We start from the raw sequence: 21,940 nt of genomic DNA, 5'->3' as shown, positions 1-21,940 counted from the left end.
TTAATACCTAACTACTTTTCACATTACTCAACACAACAATTGATTATTCTAGCGCGCGAGCCAGTAGTGAAATTGGGTGTTCACATTTCTTACTGGTGGACATTTCAATTTGCCATTTACAGGTTTCACAGTCAGTGATCACCATATCCGCACCGCTCTCTTCAATTTGACGGAACAGCCCAGCCCCAATACCTTGGGAAACTTCGTAGTTCTCTTTTTTGAACCCGTAAGTTCCTGCAATACCACAACATTGTGAATCTAAAACAATCAGCTCAACACCCGGTACACGCTTAATCAGCTCAAGGGTGTAGGACGTCCAACCCATTTTTTCCATATGGCATGGTGTGTGATAAGCCACTTTTAATGGTGTGTGTTTCAGTTTCAGTTCACGCCCTTCTTCCAGCAGACGATAAATATAGCGGGTCGCTAGCTCAATGTTATCGCGCATCTCAGAGGTATCGACATCCAGCACATGGGTATATTCATCACGAATGGTAAATGTGCAGGTCGATGAGGTCGCCACGACGGGAATATGTTTCTCCAGAATCGTCTCTTGGAGTGATTCCAAATTCACATTCGCTTGGCGTTTCGCTTGCTTCATAAATCCGTTTGCGATCAGTGCCACACCACAACATTTTTCACGTTTTAACAGCTGAACACCGATATTCATCCCGTTGAAAACTTTGATTAAATCTTTACCCAATTGTGGATGGTTATAGTTCACGTAACAGCCGTGGAAGAATGCCACCTGTTCCTCAAATTTCGCCTGCTCTGCGGCTTGTTTACCGTACCAACGACGGAAAGTCCCGAATGAGTATTTCGGTAGCTCACGGCGATGGTCAATTTTAAGGGCTTTATCCAGAATTTGGCGAACGGGTTTTAAGCCTGTAATGGTGTTGACTACAGGGGCAAATGGGGTCGATAAAGAGCCCATGATGTCTGTATGGCTTAAAATCGCATCACGCAGTTTCGGTTTCTGCTGGCTATAGGTATTACGAGCGCGCGCGATAATGTCGCCTATCTTCACATCAGACGGGCAGGCTACTTCACAACGCTTACAGTTGGTACAGAATTTCAATGCATCATCGTACATCATCGGATCTTTTAAGCGTAAACGCTCACCATCAGGACCCGCTTGTTTTGGTCCCGGATACAGAGGGTTCGCTTTTGCCACTGGGCAATAGGTGGTACAAACGGTGCACTTTATACAGCTTTCAAAGCTTGCATCTTGAATACTCATTGCGCCACCTCCGCCTGCATGGCTTTATCTTTAGCAAATTCATTCACGATTTCATTCGCGGCATATAAGCCACTGACCAGTGAAACCCCTGCGCCACAACCTTGAGTCAGCGGATCAAACCCGCTTAATACTGCACCCGCAACATACAGGTTTTCGATGGTTTCACCGTGTTTTTTACCGCGTAAATTTTCATCGGTTTGTACACCAAACGCCATATACGGTTGGGAAGCAAAGAACTCTTTGTTCGTCCATTTGGCGCGGTCGCCGATTTCGCCTAAATCCAAATGCATCAAGGGTTCATACACTTGGTCAAATTTCGCGACCAAGCCGTTATTAAAGAAACTTCCCGTCGCCAACACAAAATGTTTAGCTTTCAATGAAATATTGCCGTGATTACGGGTTTGCACAGATTCAATACGTGACCCCACGAAATTGACGGAAGTGACTTTATCACCCGGCATCATGATCCCACCTTGACGGCGGAACTGGCGTAATAGCATTTCATGAAGGCGGATACCTAATAAAGATGGCGGTAATGTTGGCAGTAAAAATAGCGGCTTACCTAAGCGTTTCTGCAACTCTAACATTGGTTCTTCACTGTCAAGACCAATACACGCAGGCATAAACACCGCATCCGCGTTGGCGACTAATGGTGCAATTTCTTCCACGATTTGCGCCATATTTTCAGGTCTATCTAACCAGCGCGCTACGTTAATCGCTCGGAACTCGCTTGGGTTTTCTCTTAAACGATCAAGCAGTGGCAAGTGGACATAGCACGCCTCAGCTTCTAATCCTTGGCGATCCAACTCATCCGCCACCATTTGCGGTTGAAAATCGAGAAAACCTTCAATGCCCACAACCGCAATTTTGCCTAATTCCATCGGTTGATGAAGTGCAGTTGTTGGCACCGATTCAGGACTGAGCCATGTCATTCGCTTATGGCCTAACGGCGTAATACGGTAATGATTTTCTTCGCAAGAACCTTTTAGATGTAGCCCTGCTTGCTGTAGTGTAGTCTGTGCCAATTGAGCCAGCTCAGCGACTTTTTCTGCCCCAATCAAACTGTACGGATGACTCGGTGCTTGTTGTTCTAGCGCTTCCAACATAGACAGCGGTTGCTCGACTTGAGTACCATCAGGAAGATGCGTTAATAAATCCAATGAACCCGACGAGAAATGCAGTGCGTTCTGCCCTGCACTCACGATGGCACAAGAAAGTCCTGATTGAGTCAGACGAATTCCACAGATAAGACCGGCAAGGCCTCCGCCCATCACTACTGCATCATATTTCATTCTCTGCCTCCTTCTGAGCAGGCTGGCTCAATGTACTTTCATTCATGCCACATAATCCGTGATACACCCAACTGGTAAACTCGCTTTCACGCAAAGCATCCCCCCAAGCAATTGGTCTCACCCCTTTCCAACGCTCATTTAAGAAGTGCCCCAGCTGCTGCTCGGTTTCATGTGGTGTAGTGACGTTAAAACGATTGAGTAATCCCGCCGCGCGGCAAGCACAAAGTTCACCTTGGCACGTACCCATACCCACACGGGTACGACGACGTAAATCAAGCAAGTTATTCACAGTTAAAGATTCCACCGCATAACGAACCTCACCTGCCGTCACCGCTTCACACTCACACACTAAGCTTTTATCTAAACGGTCGGCACTGAGGATCGCAGACGCTCTATCACCGTGACGATAAACCGCAGAACCGCGAATAGGTGCAGGGATAGAGACCACATTACGCAGCGCTTCTTCTGCACTGTGTTGAGAGCCCGGCAGTGGTGCTTCCGCCGTCGTGCATGGGGTTGTGACACCCAATTTTTCACAGACTTTATTGGTCGCCCATTCCGCCATTAAGCGATAAGTCATTAACTTACCGCCCGTAATGGTAATGAAACCATCTAAACCATCGCGTTTTGCGTGGTCGAGTAACACGATACCGCGGCTTACGTTACGACCAGAAGGGTCATCATCACTCGCCACTAATGGGCGAACACCCGCATACGCGCGTAAAATGCGCGTTGTCGCTAATGCTGGTGACAACATAGAACCTTCGCGGATCAAAATATCCACTTCTTCTGGTGTCACATACATATTATCGATTTGGTCATATTCGATGTGCGTTGACGTAGTACCAATCAGAGAAATGGTATCCCCCGGAACCAGAATGTCCGCATCTGCCGGTTTACGACAGCGGTTGATCACCATATTGTTAAGACGGTGACCTAAAATAAGTAATGCCCCTTTCGCTGGGAACATTTTGATTTTCAGATCGGCGTATTCGGCAATTTTCTGTCCCCAAATTCCGCCAGCATTCACCACGATTTGTGCATGAATATCATATTGGCGCTTAGCTTGATGGTCATAAACCGTCACGCCGCTGACTTTATCCCCTTGGCGGATCAAGCCAATCACTTCATGGTAAGTCAGCACTTTAGCGCCATGTTCGCGCGCATCGAGCATATTTGCAGCGGTTAGACGGAATGGGTCGACAGTACCATCAGGCACGCGAACCGCACCAATTAAACGCGGGTTAACTGAAGGCTCTAAGCGAATAGCTTCCGCGGGATCAATCGCTTGAGCATCGATGCCAGCGGATTGGCAAGCGGTGATAAATTGCTGCTGATATTCGAGACTATCTTCAGGTAGGGTAATAAAGAGTCCATCGGTTTTTTCAATACAATGATGGGCAATACGCTTAAGAATTTTGTTTTCTTCTATACACTCTCTTGCCGATTCACTATCTGTCACGGCATAACGAGCACCACTGTGTAGCAAGCCATGGTTACGCCCTGTTGCACCTGTCGCAATATCATGCCGTTCTAGCAAAACTGCTTTTAATCCACGGCGAGCGCAGTCACGAGCGACACCTGCACCTGTTGCGCCACCACCGATAATGATGACATCCGTTTCAGTCACAGATGAGCCATTCATGTCGCATTCCTCACGTTAATCAATCTTCACTATTCGATAAGTATAGTTTCTATTTTTATAGTCTATAGTTAATATAAGCTCAAAAAAGCGCTCAATGTTTGATAAGGAACAAAAACGAAAGTCAAAAGTACAAATTAGGCACATCAAAGCGCGGAAGCGTGATAACCCTCACAAAATAATTCACAATTTTAGTTCCATTCTATTCACAAATCGCATTAACTATGCAGCCAGATAAACAAAATCAATAATTGTGCGTTAGATTACAGATAAAATGTTTTTTAACGATTAAGATTTAGCGCAATTAGAAAATAAAAGCGCTTAAAGAAACTCGATTATTTTCGTTTTTGTTACTTCTCCCATAATAAACGCTCAACAACTTCACAACATATGTGAAATGAAGAGCATATAACTACTGACATGCCATCGGAGGCTTTATGTTACGCATGTTTAAACCCGCCGCTCATATCGAGAGGCTGCCAGCGGATAAAATAGACCCCGTCTATCGTAAATTACGTTGGCAGATTTTCCTGGGGATTTTCTTCGGTTACGCAGCATACTACTTAGTTAGAAAGAACTTCGCCCTCGCAATGCCTTATCTCGTTGAACAAGGTTTCTCTAAAGGTGACCTTGGTTTCGCATTATCTGGGATTTCAATCGCCTATGGTTTCTCCAAATTTATCATGGGCTCATTTTCTGACCGTGCTAACCCTCGGTACTTCTTACCGGCAGGTTTGATCCTCGCTTCACTTGTCATGATATTCATGGGCTTCGTACCATGGGCAACGTCTAGCATCATGATCATGTTCGTGTTGTTATTCTTATGTGGTTGGTTCCAAGGTATGGGTTGGCCTCCTTGCGGACGTACCATGGTTCACTGGTGGTCACAAAAAGAACGTGGCGGAATCGTCTCTGTTTGGAACTGTGCGCATAACGTCGGCGGTGGTCTGCCTCCATTACTGTTCCTGTTAGGTATGGCATGGTTTAACGACTGGAAAGCTGCGCTGTATATGCCAGCATTCGCGGCTATTTTAGTGGCAATGATTGCCTTCGCATTAATGCGTGATACTCCGCAATCTTGTGGTCTGCCACCGATTGAAGAGTACAAAAACGACTATCCAACAGACTATAAAGCCTCTGATGAAGAAGAATTAACCGCTAAAGCTATCTTCATGAAGTATGTATTCCCTAACAAACTTCTGTGGATGATTGCTATCGCTAACGTGTTCGTATACTTACTGCGTTACGGTGTTCTAGACTGGTCACCAACTTACCTGCGCGAAGTTAAACACTTCACAATGGATAAATCCTCATGGGCTTACTTCCTGTATGAATATGCGGGTATTCCAGGAACGCTGCTGTGCGGTTGGATGTCGGATAAAGTCTTCCGTGGTAACCGTGGTGCGACAGGCGTGTTCTTCATGACCTTAGTGACTATTGCAACTATCGTCTTCTGGATGAACCCAGCGGGTAACCCAGGCGTTGATATGGCATGTATGTTGATTATCGGTTTCTTAATCTATGGCCCTGTCATGCTGATTGGTCTGCACGCTCTTGAACTTGCACCTAAGAAAGCAGCGGGTACCGCCGCAGGCTTCACTGGTTTATTCGGTTATCTTGGTGGTTCTGTTGCCGCAAGTGCTATCGTCGGTTATACCGTTGACTACTTCGGTTGGAACGGCGGTTTTGCTGTGATGATCGGTGGTTCTGCACTGGCCGTTGTTTTACTGTTCATCGTTATGCTGAGCGAAAGTAAACATAAACGTGAACTTGCTAAAAACCAATAAGCGACCGCTTATGTTGAGTTGATTAGCTAGATTGATGGGTTATATCAAGAAAAGGATATAACCCATTTTTTTTCCCAAAATTTGTTATTGGCACCATTTTATATCTGCAAAAGTATTTATCTATAAATTTATCTACCTATAAAACTGTTTACCTACAAGTTCTTTACTTACAAAGAATGATTACCAAGGAGATTTACTGATGAATTTTCAATTAAAAACATTAGTCGCAAGTATGGTCTTAGTGATGTCAGTGTCTGCGGCTGCCGAAACGGCAGGTAAAGTGGTGATTGCCCATCGTGGTGCAAGCGGTTATTTACCTGAACATACCCTTCCAGCGAAAGCGATGGCGTATGCGCAAGGTGCGGATTTCCTCGAACAAGATTTAGTGATGACCAAAGATAATGAGCTGGTTGTTCTTCATGACCACTATCTGGATCGCGTCACTGACGTAGCGGATAAGTTTCCAAATCGCGCACGTAAAGATGGTCGCTACTATGCCATTGACTTTACCCTACCAGAAATTAAGTCTCTGAAATTCACGGAAGGTTTCGACATTGTTGATGGCAAAAAAGTCCAAAGCTATCCAAACCGTTTCCCTATGGGTAAATCTGATTTCCGTGTCCACACCTTCCAAGAAGAGATTGAATTTATTCAAGGTTTGAACAAATCAACGGGTAAAAATATCGGTATCTATCCTGAAATTAAAGCCCCTTGGTTCCATCAACAAGAAGGCAAAGATATCACCAAGAAAACCTTAGAAGTCCTGAAAGAGTATGGCTATACCAACAAAGATTCTAACGTTTATCTGCAATCTTTCGACCCGATTGACCTAAAACGCATCAAAACAAAACTGATGCCAGAAATGGGAATGGATTTAAAACTGATCCAATTAATCGCTTACACCGATTGGGAAGAGACGCAAGAGCAGAAGCCAGACGGTACTTGGGTGAACTATAACTATGATTGGATGATGAAGCCGGGTGCAATGAAAGAAATTGCAACCTACGCAGATGGTATTGGCCCTGACTATCATATGCTCATTAGCGAAGATTCTACGCCAACCAATATCAAAGTGAACGGTATGGTGAAGGAAGCTCACGCGAACCATATGGCGGTGCATCCATTTACTATCCGTGTGGATAAACTGCCTAAGTACGCGAAAGATGGTCAGCAGTTATATGACATTATTTATAACCAAGCGGACGTTGATGGTGCCTTTACCGACTTCCCTGATTTAGGGGTTAAGTTTTTAGAACAGCAAAAACAGAAGTAAAATAGAAGTTTGAACGATATAAAAAATCCCAGCCTTGCTGGGATTTTCTCTTTTGACATGCACTATCGCAGTACTAAGCAATCGTCACAGGGAATGCAATCACATCACTGATTCGTTCGGCATTCAGTGCCAGCATGATTAAGCGATCAACACCAACAGCCACACCGGAACATGCCGGTAAACCGTGCTCAAGCGCTGCAAGCAAGTTTTCATCAATCGGTTGAACGGGTAAACCCATTGCAGCACGCTTGCGGTTATCTTGCTCAAAACGTTGGCGCTGTTCGCCCACATCGGTCAGTTCATGGAAGCCATTCGCCAGCTCCATGCCCTTAAAATAGACTTCAAAACGTTCGGCTACACGGTGATCTTCTGTGCTAATTACCGCTAATGACGCTTGCGTTGCAGGGAAGTGGTAAACCACCGCAGGCTTCTCTTTACCAATGTGTGGCTCCACGCCCATGGTAAACAGTAGTTGCAATAAGGTGTCGCGGTCTTCTTCATTGTCCGCCACATTGCTTAAATCTAAGCGGGCAGCCACTTCGCGTAGCTCGCTTTTTTCCGCAGAGAGCGGGTCAATATCTAAGTGGCGTAAAAATGCTTGCTGATAAGAGAGTAGCTCGGCACTTTCGCATTCCAGCACTTGTTGCAGAAGGTCATCCACTTCATTGATTAAGCGATACATGTCAAAGTGTGGGCGGTACCATTCCAGCATCGTAAATTCAGGGTTATGGTGTCTTCCCGCTTCTTCATTACGGAAACTGCGGCACATTTGATAGATAGGCCCACTTCCCGCTGCCAGTAAGCGCTTCATATGGTATTCAGGGCTAGTCATCAAATATAAATTGATCCCCTGAGCCGCGCCAGGTCCCACAAAGCGAGTTTCAAATGGAACAAGATGAATGTCAGTCACTGTGGCCTGACTCATTGCGGGTGTATCTACCTCAAGTACACAGCGATCAGCGAAAAAACGTCTGATTTCCGCAACAATTTTTGCGCGCTGTAACAGGTTAGCGATGGGGGCTGTAGGCAGCCAATTCGCTACTTCACTCATTAAAATAACTCCAAAATAAACTTAGTCGTGCAGTGTACTCACCTCCCCCTTAACACACAATGGAATATTGTGGATATTATGCGCTATCTGAGTATCGATAGGGGATATGATTCAAGGCGAGAAAAGATGATGTGATTATCTCCTGCTTTATACGATTAGGCAAAAAAGCTTTATTATTAACTTTTAACATTTGGTTAAAAAAAAACAAAAACATGATTTTTTCTTATCGCTTGTGATGCAAATGTTAAAACCAAACTTCACTACTCACCTTATTGATACAATTTAAATCTGTTTTTTAGCATTAAAAATTAAGCGACTTTCTAAACAGTGAACTCTTTCGCAATTTTATCTTCGATATGATTCTAGAATTTCCTCGAGGAACACCAGATTATCCACTGTTAGAAAGAAAAACCTGACGATTTTAGTTGGTTTTAAATGCTAGGAATTCCGTTAAATTTAATGATAATTATTTGAAATTCCTTTTTATTATTTTCGGTTTCTCTGCAATTTCTTGACACCCAAAAACAATTTACAAAAAGAAGACGCAGATCACACTTTAGGGGTAATATCACCCAAAACACCTTTCTATATCAAATTTATCCCCGCCACTATTCGTTATAATTCCCAACATAATAAGTCGTTATTAGCTATTATATATTTACGATTAAAAAAAGATTCTTTGCAGATTTGCCTAAAGGCAAACCGAAACTGAAATAGCTAAGCACTAAAAGTATTTAAAAGAATTTATTAATTTAACACTTTACACTTGAACAATGGAGAAGCGCAGTGCAAACCTTCAATGCCGATTTAGCGATTATCGGGGCCGGGGGCGCAGGCTTACGTGCAGCAATTGCTGCTGCTGAAGCAAATCCCAATATCAAGATTGCTCTGGTCTCAAAAGTTTACCCAATGCGTAGTCACACCGTGGCCGCAGAGGGGGGATCAGCAGCAGTTACTCAAGCCCATGATTCCTATGACTATCATTTTAATGATACCGTTTCTGGTGGTGACTGGCTGTGTGAGCAAGATGTCGTCGATTATTTCGTCGAACACTGCCCAACAGAAATGACCCAGCTGGAACAATGGGGATGCCCTTGGAGCCGTAAACCAGATGGTTCAGTTAACGTTCGCCGTTTCGGTGGGATGAAAATTGAACGTACTTGGTTCGCAGCCGATAAGACTGGCTTCCACATGCTGCATACCCTGTTCCAAACTTCATTAAAATATCCTCAAATCCAACGTTTCGGCGAGCACTTTGTTCTCGACATCATTGTGGACGAAGGTCAGGCGCGTGGTCTGGTTGCTCTGAACATGATGGAAGGTACGAAAGTTCAAATTCGTGCCAATGCTATTGTTATGGCAACAGGTGGTGCGGGTCGTGTTTACCGCTATAACACCAACGGCGGTATCGTAACCGGTGACGGTATGGGTATGGCACTGCGTCATGGTGTGCCATTACGTGATATGGAATTCGTTCAATATCACCCAACAGGCCTGCCAGGTTCCGGTATCCTGATGACTGAAGGTTGTCGTGGTGAAGGCGGTATCTTAGTCAACAAAGATGGCTATCGCTATCTTCAAGACTACGGCATGGGCCCTGAAACGCCACTGGGTAAACCAGAAAACAAATATATGGAACTGGGTCCTCGTGACAAAGTTTCACAAGCATTCTGGCACGAATGGCGTGCAGGTCGCACCATCAGTACTCACCGTGGTGATGTTGTGTATCTGGATCTACGTCACTTAGGTGCTGAAAAACTGCATGAACGTCTACCATTTATCTGTGAGCTGGCAAAAGCTTACGTGGGTGTTGACCCTGTAAACGAACCAATTCCTGTTCGTCCAACAGCTCACTACACCATGGGTGGTATTGAAACTGACCAACGCACCGAAACTCGTATTAAAGGTCTGTTCGCGGTGGGTGAATGTTCATCTGTTGGCTTACACGGCGCAAACCGTTTAGGTTCTAACTCACTGGCAGAATTAGTGGTATTTGGTCGCTTAGCAGGTGAAGAAGCGGCACGTCATGCTGCTGAAGCTACCCCTGCAAATGCAAGCGCTATCGAAGCACGTACTCGTGATATCGAAAATGACCTGCAAAAACTTCTGAACCAAAAAGGTAAAGAAAGCTGGTCGAAAATCCGTGATGAAATGGGTATTTCGATGGAAGAAGGTTGCGGTATCTACCGTACACCTGAATTAATGCAGAAAACTGTTGATAAACTGGCAGAGCTGAAAGAGCGCTTCAAGCATGTTGAAATCACTGACCATAGCAGCGTCTTCAACACTGACTTACTGTACACCATCGAATTAGGCTTTGGCTTAGACGTGGCGGAATGTATGGCTCACTCTGCGATTAACCGTAAAGAGTCTCGCGGTGCGCACCAACGTCTTGACGAAGGTTGCACTGAGCGTGATGACGTCAACTTCCTGAAACATACTCTGGCATTCTATAACCCAGAAGGTGCACCACGCCTTGAGTACTCTGATGTGAAAATCACTAAATCACAACCAGCGAAACGTGTGTATGGTGCTGAAGGGGCAGCTCAAGATAAGGCGAATAAGGAGCAAGCTAATGGATGATATGAAACACTTAAAAATGGAGATCATGCGTTTCAACCCAGAAACGGACAATGAACCCCATTTAGTGACTTATGATGTCCCTTATGACGAGCAAACCTCTTTGTTAGATGCTTTGGGCTACATCAAAGATAACCTCGCGCCAGACCTGTCTTACCGTTGGTCTTGCCGTATGGCTATCTGCGGCTCTTGCGGCATGATGGTGGACAATGTTCCTAAACTGGCTTGTAAAACATTCCTGCGTGACTATCCGCAAGGAATTAAAGTCGAGCCACTGGGTAACTTCCCTATCGAGCGTGACCTTGTTGTTGATATGACAAGCTTTATCGAGCGTTTAGAAGCTATCAAACCTTACATTATTGGTAATGATCGCAAACCTTCTGACGGTCCGAACAAGCAAACTCCAGCTCAAATGGAGAAATATCATCAGTTCTCTGGCTGTATTAACTGCGGTCTGTGCTATGCAGCGTGTCCACAGTTTGGTCTGAACCCTGAGTTCTTAGGCCCTGCGGCAATCACCTTAGCAGAGCGCTACAACCTCGATAACCGTGACCACGGCGCGAAAGAGCGTATGCCATTATTAAATGGTGACAACGGTGTATGGAGCTGTACGTTTGTAGGTTACTGCTCTGAAGTCTGTCCTAAGCATGTCGACCCGGCGGCGGCTATCCAACAAGGTAAAGTTGCGAGTGCGCAAGACTTTGTTATCGCCATGCTGAAGCCACGATAAGGAGAATTGAAGTCATGACAACTAAACGTAAACCCTATGTCAGGGAAATGAAAGGCGACTGGTGGCAAAAGCTGGGTTTCTACCGCTTTTACATCATGCGTGAAAGTACTTCCGTGCTTCAGGTTTGGTTCAGTATTTTAGTCCTGTACGGCGTATTTGCTCTGAAAAATGGACCTGAATCATGGGCGGGCTTTGTTGGGTTCTTAAGTAACCCAATCATTCTGATCATTAACATTGTGACACTGGCTGCGACGCTGCTGCATACCACAACGTGGTTCAAACTGGCGCCAAAAGCTGTCGCTATCATTGTTAAAGATAAGAAACTGCCAGATGAGCCAATTGTAAAAGGCTTCTGGGCACTCACTATAGTCGTGACTGCGGCTATTTTAGCAATCGCATTATTATTTTAATCGAAGGAGAATCTGATGAATCTAACGCCTAAACGTTCCGATGAGCCGATTTTCTGGGGATTATTTGGTGCAGGTGGTATGTGGAGCGCCGTTATTGGCCCTGCAATCATTCTCTTACTGGGTATTTTAATCCCATTAGGTGTCGCACCAGAAATGCTGAGCTATGAGCGCATCATGGCATTTAGCCAAAGCTTTATTGGACGCATTTTCTTATTACTGATGATTATTCTGCCTGTATGGTGCGGTATGCACCGTATTCACCACACCCTGCACGATTTTAAAGTGCATGTTCCAGCTACAAAATGGGTGTTCTACGGCAGCTCAGCAATCATTAGCGTTATCGCAATCATCGGTGTATTCACACTGTAATTGTTGATTAACTAAGTAAATTGATAGCAAGTACCCCGTCAATGCACTGCATGATGGGGTATTTTTTTGCATTACTTATGGCTTTCCAACCCTGAAATCAGCGCGGTTAAACCGTATAAAAATGCCGATTCCCCCTCATCACCATCCATAATGTCTAATGCTTCTTTCAATAGTGGTGGCACATTTTCATCGGTACTAGGCTCGACGTCCCGCTGAGCGGCTACATGCTCTTGCTGTTCCAGCACCGCCCCTAGCGTAAAATGCCCTACAGCACTCAAAGCATACAATCCTGCTTTTAGCGAAAAACCATTGTCCAACATAAACTGTAATTGGGTTTCAATCGTGGTGTATTGGCTTTGTGTTGGGCGAGTTCCTAGATGTACTTTGGCACCATCTCGATGGCTTAATAGCGCTCGGCGAAAACTCAGCGCGTTATTGCGTAGAAACTGCTGCCATGTTTCCCCTTCTCGCGGTAATCCATGATCATGATGACGAACGAGCATTTCCACCGCCAGCGCATCCAATAACGCACGTTTATTTTTCACATGCCAATATAACGTTGGTTGTTCAACCCCCAACTTTTGCGCGAGCTTACGCGTGGTCAGCCCTTCCATGCCCACTTCATTCAACAAATCCAGGGCGGCGCTAATAATGGTGTCTCTGTCTAATCGAGCCATTAAGTTCTCCTCATCATTTCTGTTGACACTCTATCACTGATAGGGATATATTCCAACTCTATCGATGATAGAGAAAATATATTATGAACAAAACCGCTGTTATTGCTTTAGTCATCACCGCCCTCGACGCGATGGGAATTGGGCTGATCATGCCTGTCTTACCCACACTGTTACGGGAATATGTCACGCTGGAGCAGCTCGCTAACCACTACGGTGTATTGCTGGCGCTGTATGCCGTGATGCAGGTCTTCTTTGCGCCACTGTTAGGAAAATGGTCGGATAAATGGGGACGCCGCCCGATTTTGCTACTCTCCCTTGCCGGCGCCGCGATGGACTATACCTTGCTCGCGCTTTCTAGCACACTTTGGATGCTCTATTTAGGGCGCTTAGTTTCAGGGATCACTGGGGCAACGGGAGCCGTGGCCGCTTCGGTTATCGCCGATTCCACAAAACCTGAAGAGCGTACAACTTGGTTTGGTCGCTTAGGTGGCGCGTTTGGTATTGGTTTAATCGCAGGTCCTGTAATTGGTGGATTTGCGGGGAATTATTCTGCACATTTGCCGTTTATTATTGCAGCGATCTTAAATGCATTTACCTTCATCATGGTATTCACCCTGTTTAAAGAGCCAAAGAAAAACGTAGAATCCGAAAATCATGTAGATGCGCCACAAAACAGTCTCTCATTTATGCAGGTTGCTAAGCCTATTTTGCTGCTACTTACAGTCTTCTTCACTGCACAGTTGATTGGGCAGATCCCTGCAACGACGTGGGTATTGTTTACCGAAAGCCGCTTCCAGTGGAGTAGTGTTGAAGTTGGTATATCTCTTGCTGGGCTGGGCTTGATGCACGCCATTTTTCAGGCATTTATTGCAGGAACCATCGCCAAACGATTCAGTGAAAAAGTCACCATCATTGTGGGCTTTATTGCGGATGGCTGCGCATTTATGGTGCTAGCATTTATCACCCAAGGATGGATGATTTACCCGACATTAATTTTACTGGCTGGCGACAGCATCGCCCTTCCCGCATTACAGGGGTTAATGTCTTCCCAAGTTAGCCAAGAAAATCAAGGTAAGCTGCAAGGAATGCTAGTCAGCTTAACTAATGCCACGGGGGTTATTGGTCCACTGATGTTCAGCATTATTTTCGGTCAAACACTCGGTATTTGGGATGGCTGGGTCTGGATGATTGGTACACTACTTTATCTCGCTCTGATTAGCTGCTTTTTACTGTTTTATCGCCCTCAACATATATTGAAAGGACATTCCGGTATTTCGGACGTAAAATGTTATTAAGTCTTCAATGAAAATAACGCGATAAGAGCCCTATTTATGTTAACGCCACCGAAAAAACCAAGAACCAAGCCAGCAGAAGAACGTTTGAACGACCTGATGAATGCCGCGGAAAATCTCTTTCTTTCCAAAGGATTTCTTGCCACGACGGTGAGTGAAATTGTGGCTGTGGCGGATGTGGCAAAAGGGACGTTTTATCATTATTTTCAATCAAAAAACGAAATTATGGATGCCCTACGTACCCGCTATATGGATTGGTATTTAGGGCATATTGCAGATGCGCTTTCACCGCATCAATCGGCGTCTTCACAGTTAAAATCATGGTGCGAAAACAGCGTTAAATACTATGTTGAAAAGCAGACACTGCACGACATGCTCTTTCACGACGAATACCATGGTCACACTAACAGCCATGAACAACGTGCCGTTGAACAAATTAAACAGATTTTATCCCTTGGTGAACAGCAGCAAGCTTGGCATGCCGCACCACCAGAGCTTATCGCCACGATGATCTATCATTCAATGCATGCGGCAGTAGATAACCTCGCCACAACCCATGAATACAACCAAAGCAATTTGGGTGAATTGCTGTATGGGCGTTTTGTACGTCTTTTGGCGCAATAAATTGCAGTAGAGTGCCCCACGACTCAGTGGGGATTCACGACTTAATTTTGATCACTTCAGTCTCATTTGGCGATAACGTTTTTCCATCGTGTGAAAGCGGGTACATCGCCGGAATGGGGCTTTGAGTCTGTTTATCTATCAAAATAGAGTGTGGTTCTCCCTCTCGAAATAGATTCACTTCCCCCCATTGTCTTAATGCAACCACGATAGGAAAAAGGCTTTCCCCCGCCTCGGTTAACACATATTCTTGGTAAGCAGTGCCATCTGATGCATCCTTCAGTTCGAGAATATTTGCATCGACTAATTTACGTAATCTGTCTGACAGAATATTACGCGCTACCCCTAAACTTCGTTGAAAATCACCGAAACGTCGTACGCCATCAAAAGCATCACGCACAATTAATAACGACCAGCGATCCCCAATTAAATTTACGCTTCGAGCCACAGGGCATGGGGATCCTTCCATTACTGTATTCGACGACATGACTCCCCCTATATTTAATATCAAATAATTAATACCAAAAAATCTAGTTGCATTTTAAAACCAAGTGACCTAGCATTCAACTAGTTTCAAATCAAAACCAATTTCAAATTAAAACTAGATGAGTGTGCAAAATGAAAAATTCCCTTTCATTACTCCATTCGGCTATTGAGCAAAATAGCCTTCAAAATTCATTACCGAAAGGGTTAGTTTATCTCTTCGCAGTTGCCAGTGGATTAAGTGTCGCTAATGTTTACTATGCGCAACCATTGCTAAATTCACTTTCTCGTGACTTTCATATTAGTGATGCTGCTATTGGTGGCGTTATCACCGCTACTCAAGTTGGCAGTATTCTCGCGCTGTTATTGTTAGTCCCTCTGGGCGATAAAATGAAACGTCGCCACTTGATGGGATGGCAGCTCAGCGCACTTGTTCTGTCTTTGCTCATTGTTGCTATAGCAAAAACACCCGCCATGCTTCTCATAGGAATGCTCGCAGTTGGCATGCTAGGAACCGCCATGACACAAGGATTGATTTCCTATGCAGCGAGCTCAGCGGGAACTCATGAGCAAGGGCACGTAATTGGCACCGCACAAGGTGGTGTGTTTATTGGGCTTTTACTTGCAAGAGTCTTTTCTGGTGCAATAAGTGACCTAACCAGCTGGCGTGGTGTTTATCTCTCTTCTGCACTGCTGATGCTCGCTATTGCCTACCCCCTTTGGCGATATCTACCGCAGATTGATCCGCCAAAGAATGCCATGAATTACTCAACATTGTTGCGCTCAATGGCAACATTATTTAAACGCCAAAAAGTCTTACAGGTACGAGGCTTCTTAGCATTACTGATGTTTGCCGCATTTAATATTTTCTGGAGTGCCTTGGTCATTCCTTTAAGTGATGCACCCCATTATTTTTCTCACACTCAGATTGGTGCGCTTGGTCTTGTCGGTGTAGTCGGTGCGTTGATTGCTTCAAGAACTGGGCGTTTAGCAGATTATGGATACGGACAAATAGTCAGTTTTATTGCTCTGCTATTATTAACGTTATCTTGGTTACCCATTGCGTTTATGGATAGCTCACTATGGGCGTTGATCATTGGGATTATTTTGCTCGATGTGGGCGGGCAATCGTTACATGTGACGAATCAAAGTATGATTTATTGCTCAGAGCCTGAGGCCCATAGCCGCCTAGTGGGACTGTATATGATGTTTTATGCGGTCGGGAGTGGCCTCGGTGCAGTCAGTTCAACGTGGATTTATGCCCATGCGGGCTGGAATGGTGTTTGTCTATTAGGGGTCGGTGTGAGTGCTTTTGCGCTTATTTTCTGGTGGCTGACTCGCCACATTAGATAGGTAATTTAAAATGAAACGGGTAAGCCTTCGCTCACCCGTTCTTATTCTCAGAAACTTAACTGGAAAGTTTTAACCCAATTAGCCCCATCACAATCAAGCCAAGGCTCAATAAGCGGAACATATTGGCAGATTCTCCAAGGAAAATAATCCCGAAAATTGCGGTACCGACTGCGCCAATGCCTGTCCAAATCGCATAAGCGGTTCCGGCAGGCAAGTCACGCATCGCATAAGCGAGTAAGCCCATACTGGCGATAATGGCGGTGATAGTGATAATGCTAGGGGTTAGGCGCGTAAAACCATGGGTATACTTTAAACCCACTGCCCAAACAACTTCTAATAAACCTGCGAATAATAAGATGATCCAAGCCATGGTGGATGTACTCCGTCAACTTCTCGGGGTCGTCCCCATTACTTAAACGTGATGATTTCAGGTCGTCCTGAACACGCGAAATGAAACCGTATTATAAACGTTCAATTTCAGAGACTCAAGTCACTTAAAATAATAATTAACACTAAATTAACACCCATATTTATCCTATTCATGCTGAATTTGAGCCCTGACATGCAATATCGTCGCACAAATCCCAAAGCACAGGTAAAGTAGAGATCCTCCGCCAATTTTGTACCGAGAAAACACCATGCGTATCAAAGATATATTACTTGCCCTGTGTGTCGTGATTATTTGGGGCGTCAATTTTGTGATCATCAAACTTGGCGTAACCGCCTTACCCCCACTACTCCTCGGTGCCTTACGTTTTGTGTTTGTGGCCTTCCCTGCCATTTTCCTATTCAAGCGTCCCAAAATTCCGCTGAAGCTCTTACTGATTTATGGGCTAACCATTAGTTTTGGACAGTTTGCGTTTCTATTTTGCGCCTTGCGTGTGGGCATGCCAGCAGGCATTGCCTCGGTGATTTTACAGTCACAAGCTTTCTTCACTATCTTGCTCGGTGCCGTGATCCTTAAAGAATCCCTACAGCCAACCCACTTTATCGGTATGTTTATCGCCATAGCGGGTCTCGGGATTTTAGCCAATGGCGCAACCTCTGGCGGAATCGATGATATCCCACTGTTGGGCTTGATCTTTATTTTGGTCGCGGGGCTTTCTTGGGCATTCGGTAATATCACCAACCGCATCATTATGCAGCATCAAGGCGAAGAAAAATGCAGCGCCCTTTCCTTGGTCAGTTGGAGCGCCCTAATTCCAATTATACCTTTCTTATTAAGCTCTTGGATTTTCGAAGGCGAAGATGCCATTGTACAAGGCTTAGCGGGGTTTGATTGGTCTGTACTCGGTGTGATTTTGTATCTTGCCTACCTTTCCACTTTTGTAGGTTATGGGTTGTGGGGCGTGCTGCTCGGACGCTATGAGGCATGGCGCGTCGCACCATTCTCTTTATTGGTACCCGTCTTTGGATTAAGTAGCAGTGCTTTATTCCTTGGTGAGCACATAAACGGCATACAAATTGCTGGATTAATTTTGATTATGTTAGGGCTAATCACGACATTGTTTGGTAAAAAAATTATTCAGGTGATTCGAAAGTAACCGCCAACGCATTCAAATACCGGAAATTTTCTTCCGGTATTTTTTTGTCTGTTTGATTATTTTCAGTAAAAACCCCATACACCCAAGCGAATTTATAATCTAAAATTAAAATATTAATTAGAATATAAAACCAATCATTGAATTAACGCTAGACCAAAACAAGATAAAATCCAATATTAACTTCAATTTTAGTGATGCGAATTCCAATATTGGAATTTATCTACAATTTCAATTAAGTGTCTCGATTTAGCTACTTTTTCTTTCCCCCAACTCTCGCTATATCTGTTTGAGTTTTTACTTACATAAATAACTAATAAAGCTCGTTAACGAAATGGATGGGGAAAGGCTATGGGTAAACAATTGATTTGGATTGTTCTCGCTCTGCTCGGCGCGTTTTCGCTCGGTTATATTGCATTAAATCGAGGTGAACAGATCAACGCCCTGTGGATCGTGGTCGCCGCGGTCTGTATTTATTTGATCGCATATCGTTACTATGGACTGTTTATTGCTAAAAAAGTCCTGCAAGTGGACTCCACACGTATGACGCCAGCCATTCGTCATAACGATGGTCTGGATTATGTACCAACCGACAAAAAAGTGTTATTTGGTCACCACTTCGCCGCCATTGCTGGCGCAGGCCCATTAGTCGGTCCTGTACTTGCGGCACAAATGGGGTATTTACCGGGTATGCTGTGGTTGCTCGCAGGGGTTGTATTGGCAGGGGCTGTACAAGATTTTATGGTACTGTTCGTTTCCACTCGCCGCGATGGTCGCTCTTTGGGTGAACTCGTTAAAGAGGAAATGGGTAATACTGCGGGCGTTATTGCGTTGATTGCTTGCTTTATGATCATGGTGATCATCCTTGCTGTGCTCGCGATGATTGTCGTGAAAGCGTTAACACACAGCCCATGGGGAACTTATACCGTTGCCTTCACCATCCCACTGGCTATTTTCATGGGGATTTATACCCGTTATATTCGCCCAGGTCGCATTGGTGAAGTTTCAGTTATTGGTCTTATTTTCTTAGTTTTTGCGATTATTTCAGGCGGCTGGGTCGCAGAGAGTGAAATATGGGCGCCTTACTTTGACTACACTGGCGTGCAGTTAACGTGGATGCTGGTCGGCTATGGCTTTGTGGCTGCGGTTTTACCTGTTTGGCTGTTATTAGCCCCTCGTGATTATCTCTCTACTTTCTTGAAAATCGGGACAATTATTGGTCTGGCGATTGGTATTTTGATTTTAAATCCCAATCTACAAATGCCGTCATTAACTAAATATATTGATGGAACTGGTCCTGTGTGGGCTGGGGATTTATTCCCATTCTTATTTATTACTATCGCTTGCGGTGCCGTTTCTGGCTTCCACGCCTTAATCTCTTCCGGTACCACGCCGAAAATGCTCGCCAATGAAAACCAAGCTTGTTTTATCGGTTATGGCGGGATGTTGATGGAGTCATTCGTGGCTATCATGGCGTTAGTCGCAGCTTGTGTGATTGACCCAGGCGTTTATTTCGCGATGAACAGCCCAATGGCGATGTTAGCGCCAGCAGGAACGACGGATGTTGTGGCTTCCGCGGCGCAAGTTGTCAGCGGTTGGGGCTTCCAAATTACCCCTGAACAATTAACGCAAATTGCCAACGAAGTCGGTGAAACCAGCATTATTTCCCGTGCAGGGGGCGCTCCAACACTGGCAGTCGGTATGGCGTATATTCTTCATGGCGCATTAGGCGGGTTGATGAATGTGGCATTCTGGTACCACTTCGCTATTCTGTTTGAAGCACTGTTTATCCTGACGGCGGTGGATGCCGGAACCCGAGCGGCGCGCTTTATGCTGCAAGATTTACTGGGTGTGGTTTCACCATCATTGAAAAGAACGGATTCCCTACCCGCTAACCTGATAGCCACTGCATTGTGTGTGCTGGCTTGGGGTTATTTCTTGCATCAAGGCGTCGTTGACCCACTCGGTGGTATTAACACCTTATGGCCGCTGTTCGGTATCGCTAACCAGATGCTGGCAGGTATGGCGCTGATGTTATGTGCGGTCGTTCTGTTCAAAATGAAGCGACAAGCCTACGCATGGGTCGCGCTATTACCAACAGCATGGTTATTGGTTTGTACGATGACCGCAGGCTGGGAAAAAACCTTCAGTGAAGATGCCCGCGTTGGTTTCTTAGCAGTCGCGAATAAGTTCCAAGCGATGTTAGATAGCGGCAACTTGCCGCCGCAATATACAGAATCTCAGTTAACTCAGTTGGTTTTCAATAACCGTTTAGATGCTGGTTTAACGATTTTCTTTATGATTGTGGTTGTAGTTCTCGCCCTGTTCTCTATCCGTACCGCGTTAAAAGCATTGAAATCTAAGGAACCGACCGCCAACGAAGTTCCTTATGAGCCAATGCCAGCCAACTACGAAGAGATTGTGGCAAACACCCGCCATCATTAATACACCGGAGATTGAGAGCTGAGAATTGAGAATTGAGAATCTATTAACCTTTTTACTTCAGTTTTGTATTTTAGATTTTTGATTTAGATGTTTTTCAAAACTCACTCTCTTTCTCCAAAATCGCTAGCTACGATGCAATCCTCTAAATAGTTTGTGTTGTAGCAAGGCGACGAGTTTGATAAACCCGAGGAGCATACATAAGTATGTGACTTGGGTTTAACTAACGAAGACAACACAGCTACAGCGCAAAATATGACGAGGATTTATGTTTGGAAACTTAGGGAAAGCGGCCCGTTACTTAGGCCAAGCCGCCAAAATGATGGTCGGCGTCCCCGACTACGACAACTACGTCGCTCACATGCAGCGTACCCATCCAGACCAAACGCCGATGACTTATGAAGAGTTTTTCAAAGAACGGCAGGATGCTCGCTACGGTGGTAAGGGTAAAGGCGGGTTTAAATGTTGTTAATCATTGCTCTTATTGAGCACCGCAAATAAAAAAGCCGAATACAGTACGAAACTGCATTCGGCTCTTCTTGATCTCACTTCGCCACTCACTATAATGGCTGGCTTGATCTGTCGACGATTATTTCACGCGTGAAACGTATTCGCCTGAACGAGTGTCAACTTTGATCACTTCGCCGATCTGAACAAACAGAGGAACTTTAACCACTGCACCAGTGCTTAACGTTGCTGGCTTACCACCAGTACCTGCTGTGTCACCTTTCAGACCTGGATCTGTTTCGACAACTTCTAATTCAACGAAGTTCGGCGGAGTTACCGCGATTGGACGACCGTTCCACAGCGTTAAGATACAATCAGCTTGGTCGATCAGCCATTTTTCGTTGTCACCGATAGCTTTCGCATCTGCTGCCAGCTGTTCGAAAGTTTCGTTGTTCATGAAGTGCCAGAACTCACCGTCGTTGTACAGGTAAGTTAAGTTCATATCCATGACATCTGCGCCTTCAACAGAATCAGTAGATTTAAAAGTTTTTTCCAACAGTTTGTTAGAAATCAGTTTACGCAGACGAACGCGTGCGAACGCTTGACCTTTACCCGGTTTAACGAATTCACTTTCAAGAATTGCACACGGCTCACCATCTAACATGATTTTAAGACCTGAGCGGAATTCATTGGTACTATAAGTAGCCATG

At 44.9% G+C, this 21,940-nt stretch carries 20 protein-coding genes; 12 read left to right on the top strand and 8 right to left on the bottom strand.

Annotated elements, in window-relative coordinates:
* Nucleotides 1-43: 43 nt before the first annotated feature.
* Genes glpC through glpA form a run of 3 tightly spaced genes read right to left on the bottom strand, consistent with a single transcriptional unit; the run spans nt 44 to nt 4,177 of the window.
* Nucleotides 44-1,240: an anaerobic glycerol-3-phosphate dehydrogenase subunit GlpC gene (gene glpC / locus GKR71_RS09810; protein ID WP_006659019.1), complete on the bottom strand. Its 1,197-nt coding sequence runs from the start codon at nt 1,238-1,240 to the stop codon at nt 44-46.
* The gene (gene glpB, locus GKR71_RS09805) at nt 1,237-2,532 is read right to left on the bottom strand and encodes a glycerol-3-phosphate dehydrogenase subunit GlpB (protein ID WP_036955984.1); all 1,296 of its coding nucleotides are present in this window, start codon (nt 2,530-2,532) and stop codon (nt 1,237-1,239) included. Before glpB ends, glpC begins: the two co-directional genes overlap by 4 nt.
* Nucleotides 2,522-4,177 (bottom strand): anaerobic glycerol-3-phosphate dehydrogenase subunit A, encoded by a 1,656-nt coding sequence (glpA, locus tag GKR71_RS09800; protein ID WP_154634233.1) that lies wholly within the window; start codon nt 4,175-4,177, stop codon nt 2,522-2,524. Before glpA ends, glpB begins: the two co-directional genes overlap by 11 nt.
* A 434-nt stretch (nt 4,178-4,611) precedes the next feature.
* Here glpA and glpT point away from each other — a divergent pair, with 434 nt between their 5' ends.
* Nucleotides 4,612-5,961: a glycerol-3-phosphate transporter gene (gene glpT, locus GKR71_RS09795; RefSeq protein WP_036955981.1), complete on the top strand. Its 1,350-nt coding sequence runs from the start codon at nt 4,612-4,614 to the stop codon at nt 5,959-5,961.
* Between the two features lie 199 nt (nt 5,962-6,160).
* Nucleotides 6,161-7,234, top strand: a complete 1,074-nt coding sequence (gene glpQ / locus GKR71_RS09790; RefSeq protein ID WP_006659015.1) for a glycerophosphodiester phosphodiesterase — start codon at nt 6,161-6,163, stop codon at nt 7,232-7,234.
* Nucleotides 7,235-7,307: 73 nt separating this feature from the next.
* On the opposite strand, the gene epmA is transcribed toward glpQ, so the two are convergent.
* On the bottom strand, nt 7,308-8,285 hold the full coding sequence (gene epmA, locus GKR71_RS09785) for an elongation factor P--(R)-beta-lysine ligase (RefSeq protein WP_036955971.1): 978 nt from the start codon (nt 8,283-8,285) through the stop codon (nt 7,308-7,310).
* A gap of 786 nt (nt 8,286-9,071) precedes the next feature.
* On the opposite strand from epmA, the gene frdA reads away from it, so the two are divergent.
* Genes frdA through frdD form a run of 4 tightly spaced genes read left to right on the top strand, consistent with a single transcriptional unit; the run spans nt 9,072 to nt 12,374 of the window.
* A complete protein-coding gene (frdA, locus tag GKR71_RS09780; RefSeq protein WP_230085059.1) occupies nt 9,072-10,868 on the top strand; it encodes a fumarate reductase (quinol) flavoprotein subunit in 1,797 nt (598 codons plus the stop codon).
* Nucleotides 10,861-11,595, top strand: coding sequence for a succinate dehydrogenase/fumarate reductase iron-sulfur subunit (locus GKR71_RS09775; protein WP_036955969.1), 735 nt, complete (start codon nt 10,861-10,863; stop codon nt 11,593-11,595). The genes frdA and GKR71_RS09775 overlap by 8 nt, the downstream gene beginning before the upstream one ends.
* Nucleotides 11,596-11,609: 14 nt before the next feature.
* Nucleotides 11,610-12,005 carry a fumarate reductase subunit FrdC gene (gene frdC / locus GKR71_RS09770; RefSeq protein ID WP_006659010.1) on the top strand — a complete coding sequence of 132 codons (396 nt, stop codon included), beginning with the start codon at nt 11,610-11,612 and terminating at the stop codon, nt 12,003-12,005.
* A gap of 15 nt (nt 12,006-12,020) precedes the next feature.
* A complete protein-coding gene (gene frdD / locus GKR71_RS09765; protein ID WP_006659009.1) occupies nt 12,021-12,374 on the top strand; it encodes a fumarate reductase subunit FrdD in 354 nt (117 codons plus the stop codon).
* A 71-nt stretch (nt 12,375-12,445) separates the two neighbouring features.
* On the opposite strand, the gene tetR is transcribed toward frdD, so the two are convergent.
* Nucleotides 12,446-13,051: a tetracycline resistance transcriptional repressor TetR gene (gene tetR, locus GKR71_RS09760; protein WP_036955966.1), complete on the bottom strand. Its 606-nt coding sequence runs from the start codon at nt 13,049-13,051 to the stop codon at nt 12,446-12,448.
* Between the two features lie 83 nt (nt 13,052-13,134).
* On the opposite strand from tetR, the gene tet reads away from it, so the two are divergent.
* Nucleotides 13,135-14,346, top strand: a complete 1,212-nt coding sequence (gene tet / locus GKR71_RS09755) for a Tet(A)/Tet(B)/Tet(C) family tetracycline efflux MFS transporter (RefSeq protein ID WP_154634232.1) — start codon at nt 13,135-13,137, stop codon at nt 14,344-14,346.
* 36 nt (nt 14,347-14,382) lie between these two features.
* Nucleotides 14,383-14,967: a TetR/AcrR family transcriptional regulator gene (locus GKR71_RS09750; RefSeq protein WP_036955964.1), complete on the top strand. Its 585-nt coding sequence runs from the start codon at nt 14,383-14,385 to the stop codon at nt 14,965-14,967.
* Nucleotides 14,968-15,001: 34 nt separating this feature from the next.
* On the opposite strand, the gene GKR71_RS09745 is transcribed toward GKR71_RS09750, so the two are convergent.
* Entirely contained in the window at nt 15,002-15,451 is a 450-nt protein-coding gene (locus GKR71_RS09745) for a winged helix-turn-helix transcriptional regulator (RefSeq protein ID WP_108478401.1), read from the bottom strand.
* Between the two features lie 131 nt (nt 15,452-15,582).
* On the opposite strand from GKR71_RS09745, the gene GKR71_RS09740 reads away from it, so the two are divergent.
* On the top strand, nt 15,583-16,800 hold the full coding sequence (locus GKR71_RS09740; protein ID WP_154634231.1) for an MFS transporter: 1,218 nt from the start codon (nt 15,583-15,585) through the stop codon (nt 16,798-16,800).
* A gap of 55 nt (nt 16,801-16,855) precedes the next feature.
* Here GKR71_RS09740 and sugE read toward each other — a convergent pair whose 3' ends face one another.
* On the bottom strand, nt 16,856-17,170 hold the full coding sequence (gene sugE / locus GKR71_RS09735) for a quaternary ammonium compound efflux SMR transporter SugE (RefSeq protein ID WP_036955959.1): 315 nt from the start codon (nt 17,168-17,170) through the stop codon (nt 16,856-16,858).
* A 268-nt stretch (nt 17,171-17,438) separates the two neighbouring features.
* Here sugE and GKR71_RS09730 point away from each other — a divergent pair, with 268 nt between their 5' ends.
* From GKR71_RS09730 to GKR71_RS09720, 3 genes are all read left to right on the top strand, one after another.
* A complete protein-coding gene (locus GKR71_RS09730) occupies nt 17,439-18,344 on the top strand; it encodes an EamA family transporter (RefSeq protein WP_036955957.1) in 906 nt (301 codons plus the stop codon).
* Between the two features lie 348 nt (nt 18,345-18,692).
* Nucleotides 18,693-20,786 carry a pyruvate/proton symporter CstA gene (gene cstA / locus GKR71_RS09725; RefSeq protein ID WP_154634230.1) on the top strand — a complete coding sequence of 698 codons (2,094 nt, stop codon included), beginning with the start codon at nt 18,693-18,695 and terminating at the stop codon, nt 20,784-20,786.
* A 265-nt stretch (nt 20,787-21,051) separates the two neighbouring features.
* Entirely contained in the window at nt 21,052-21,255 is a 204-nt protein-coding gene (locus GKR71_RS09720) for a YbdD/YjiX family protein (RefSeq protein WP_006658997.1), read from the top strand.
* Nucleotides 21,256-21,372: 117 nt separating this feature from the next.
* Here GKR71_RS09720 and efp read toward each other — a convergent pair whose 3' ends face one another.
* Nucleotides 21,373-21,939 (bottom strand): elongation factor P, encoded by a 567-nt coding sequence (efp, locus tag GKR71_RS09715; protein ID WP_006658996.1) that lies wholly within the window; start codon nt 21,937-21,939, stop codon nt 21,373-21,375.
* Nucleotide 21,940: the final 1 nt, after the last annotated feature.

The sequence above is a fragment of the Providencia sp. wls1922 genome (assembly GCF_009706505.1).
Lineage (GTDB): Bacteria > Pseudomonadota > Gammaproteobacteria > Enterobacterales > Enterobacteriaceae > Providencia > Providencia lanzhouensis.
The sequence above is the reverse complement of the archived record's forward strand: the minus strand, read 5'-3'. Positions and strand labels throughout refer to the sequence as shown.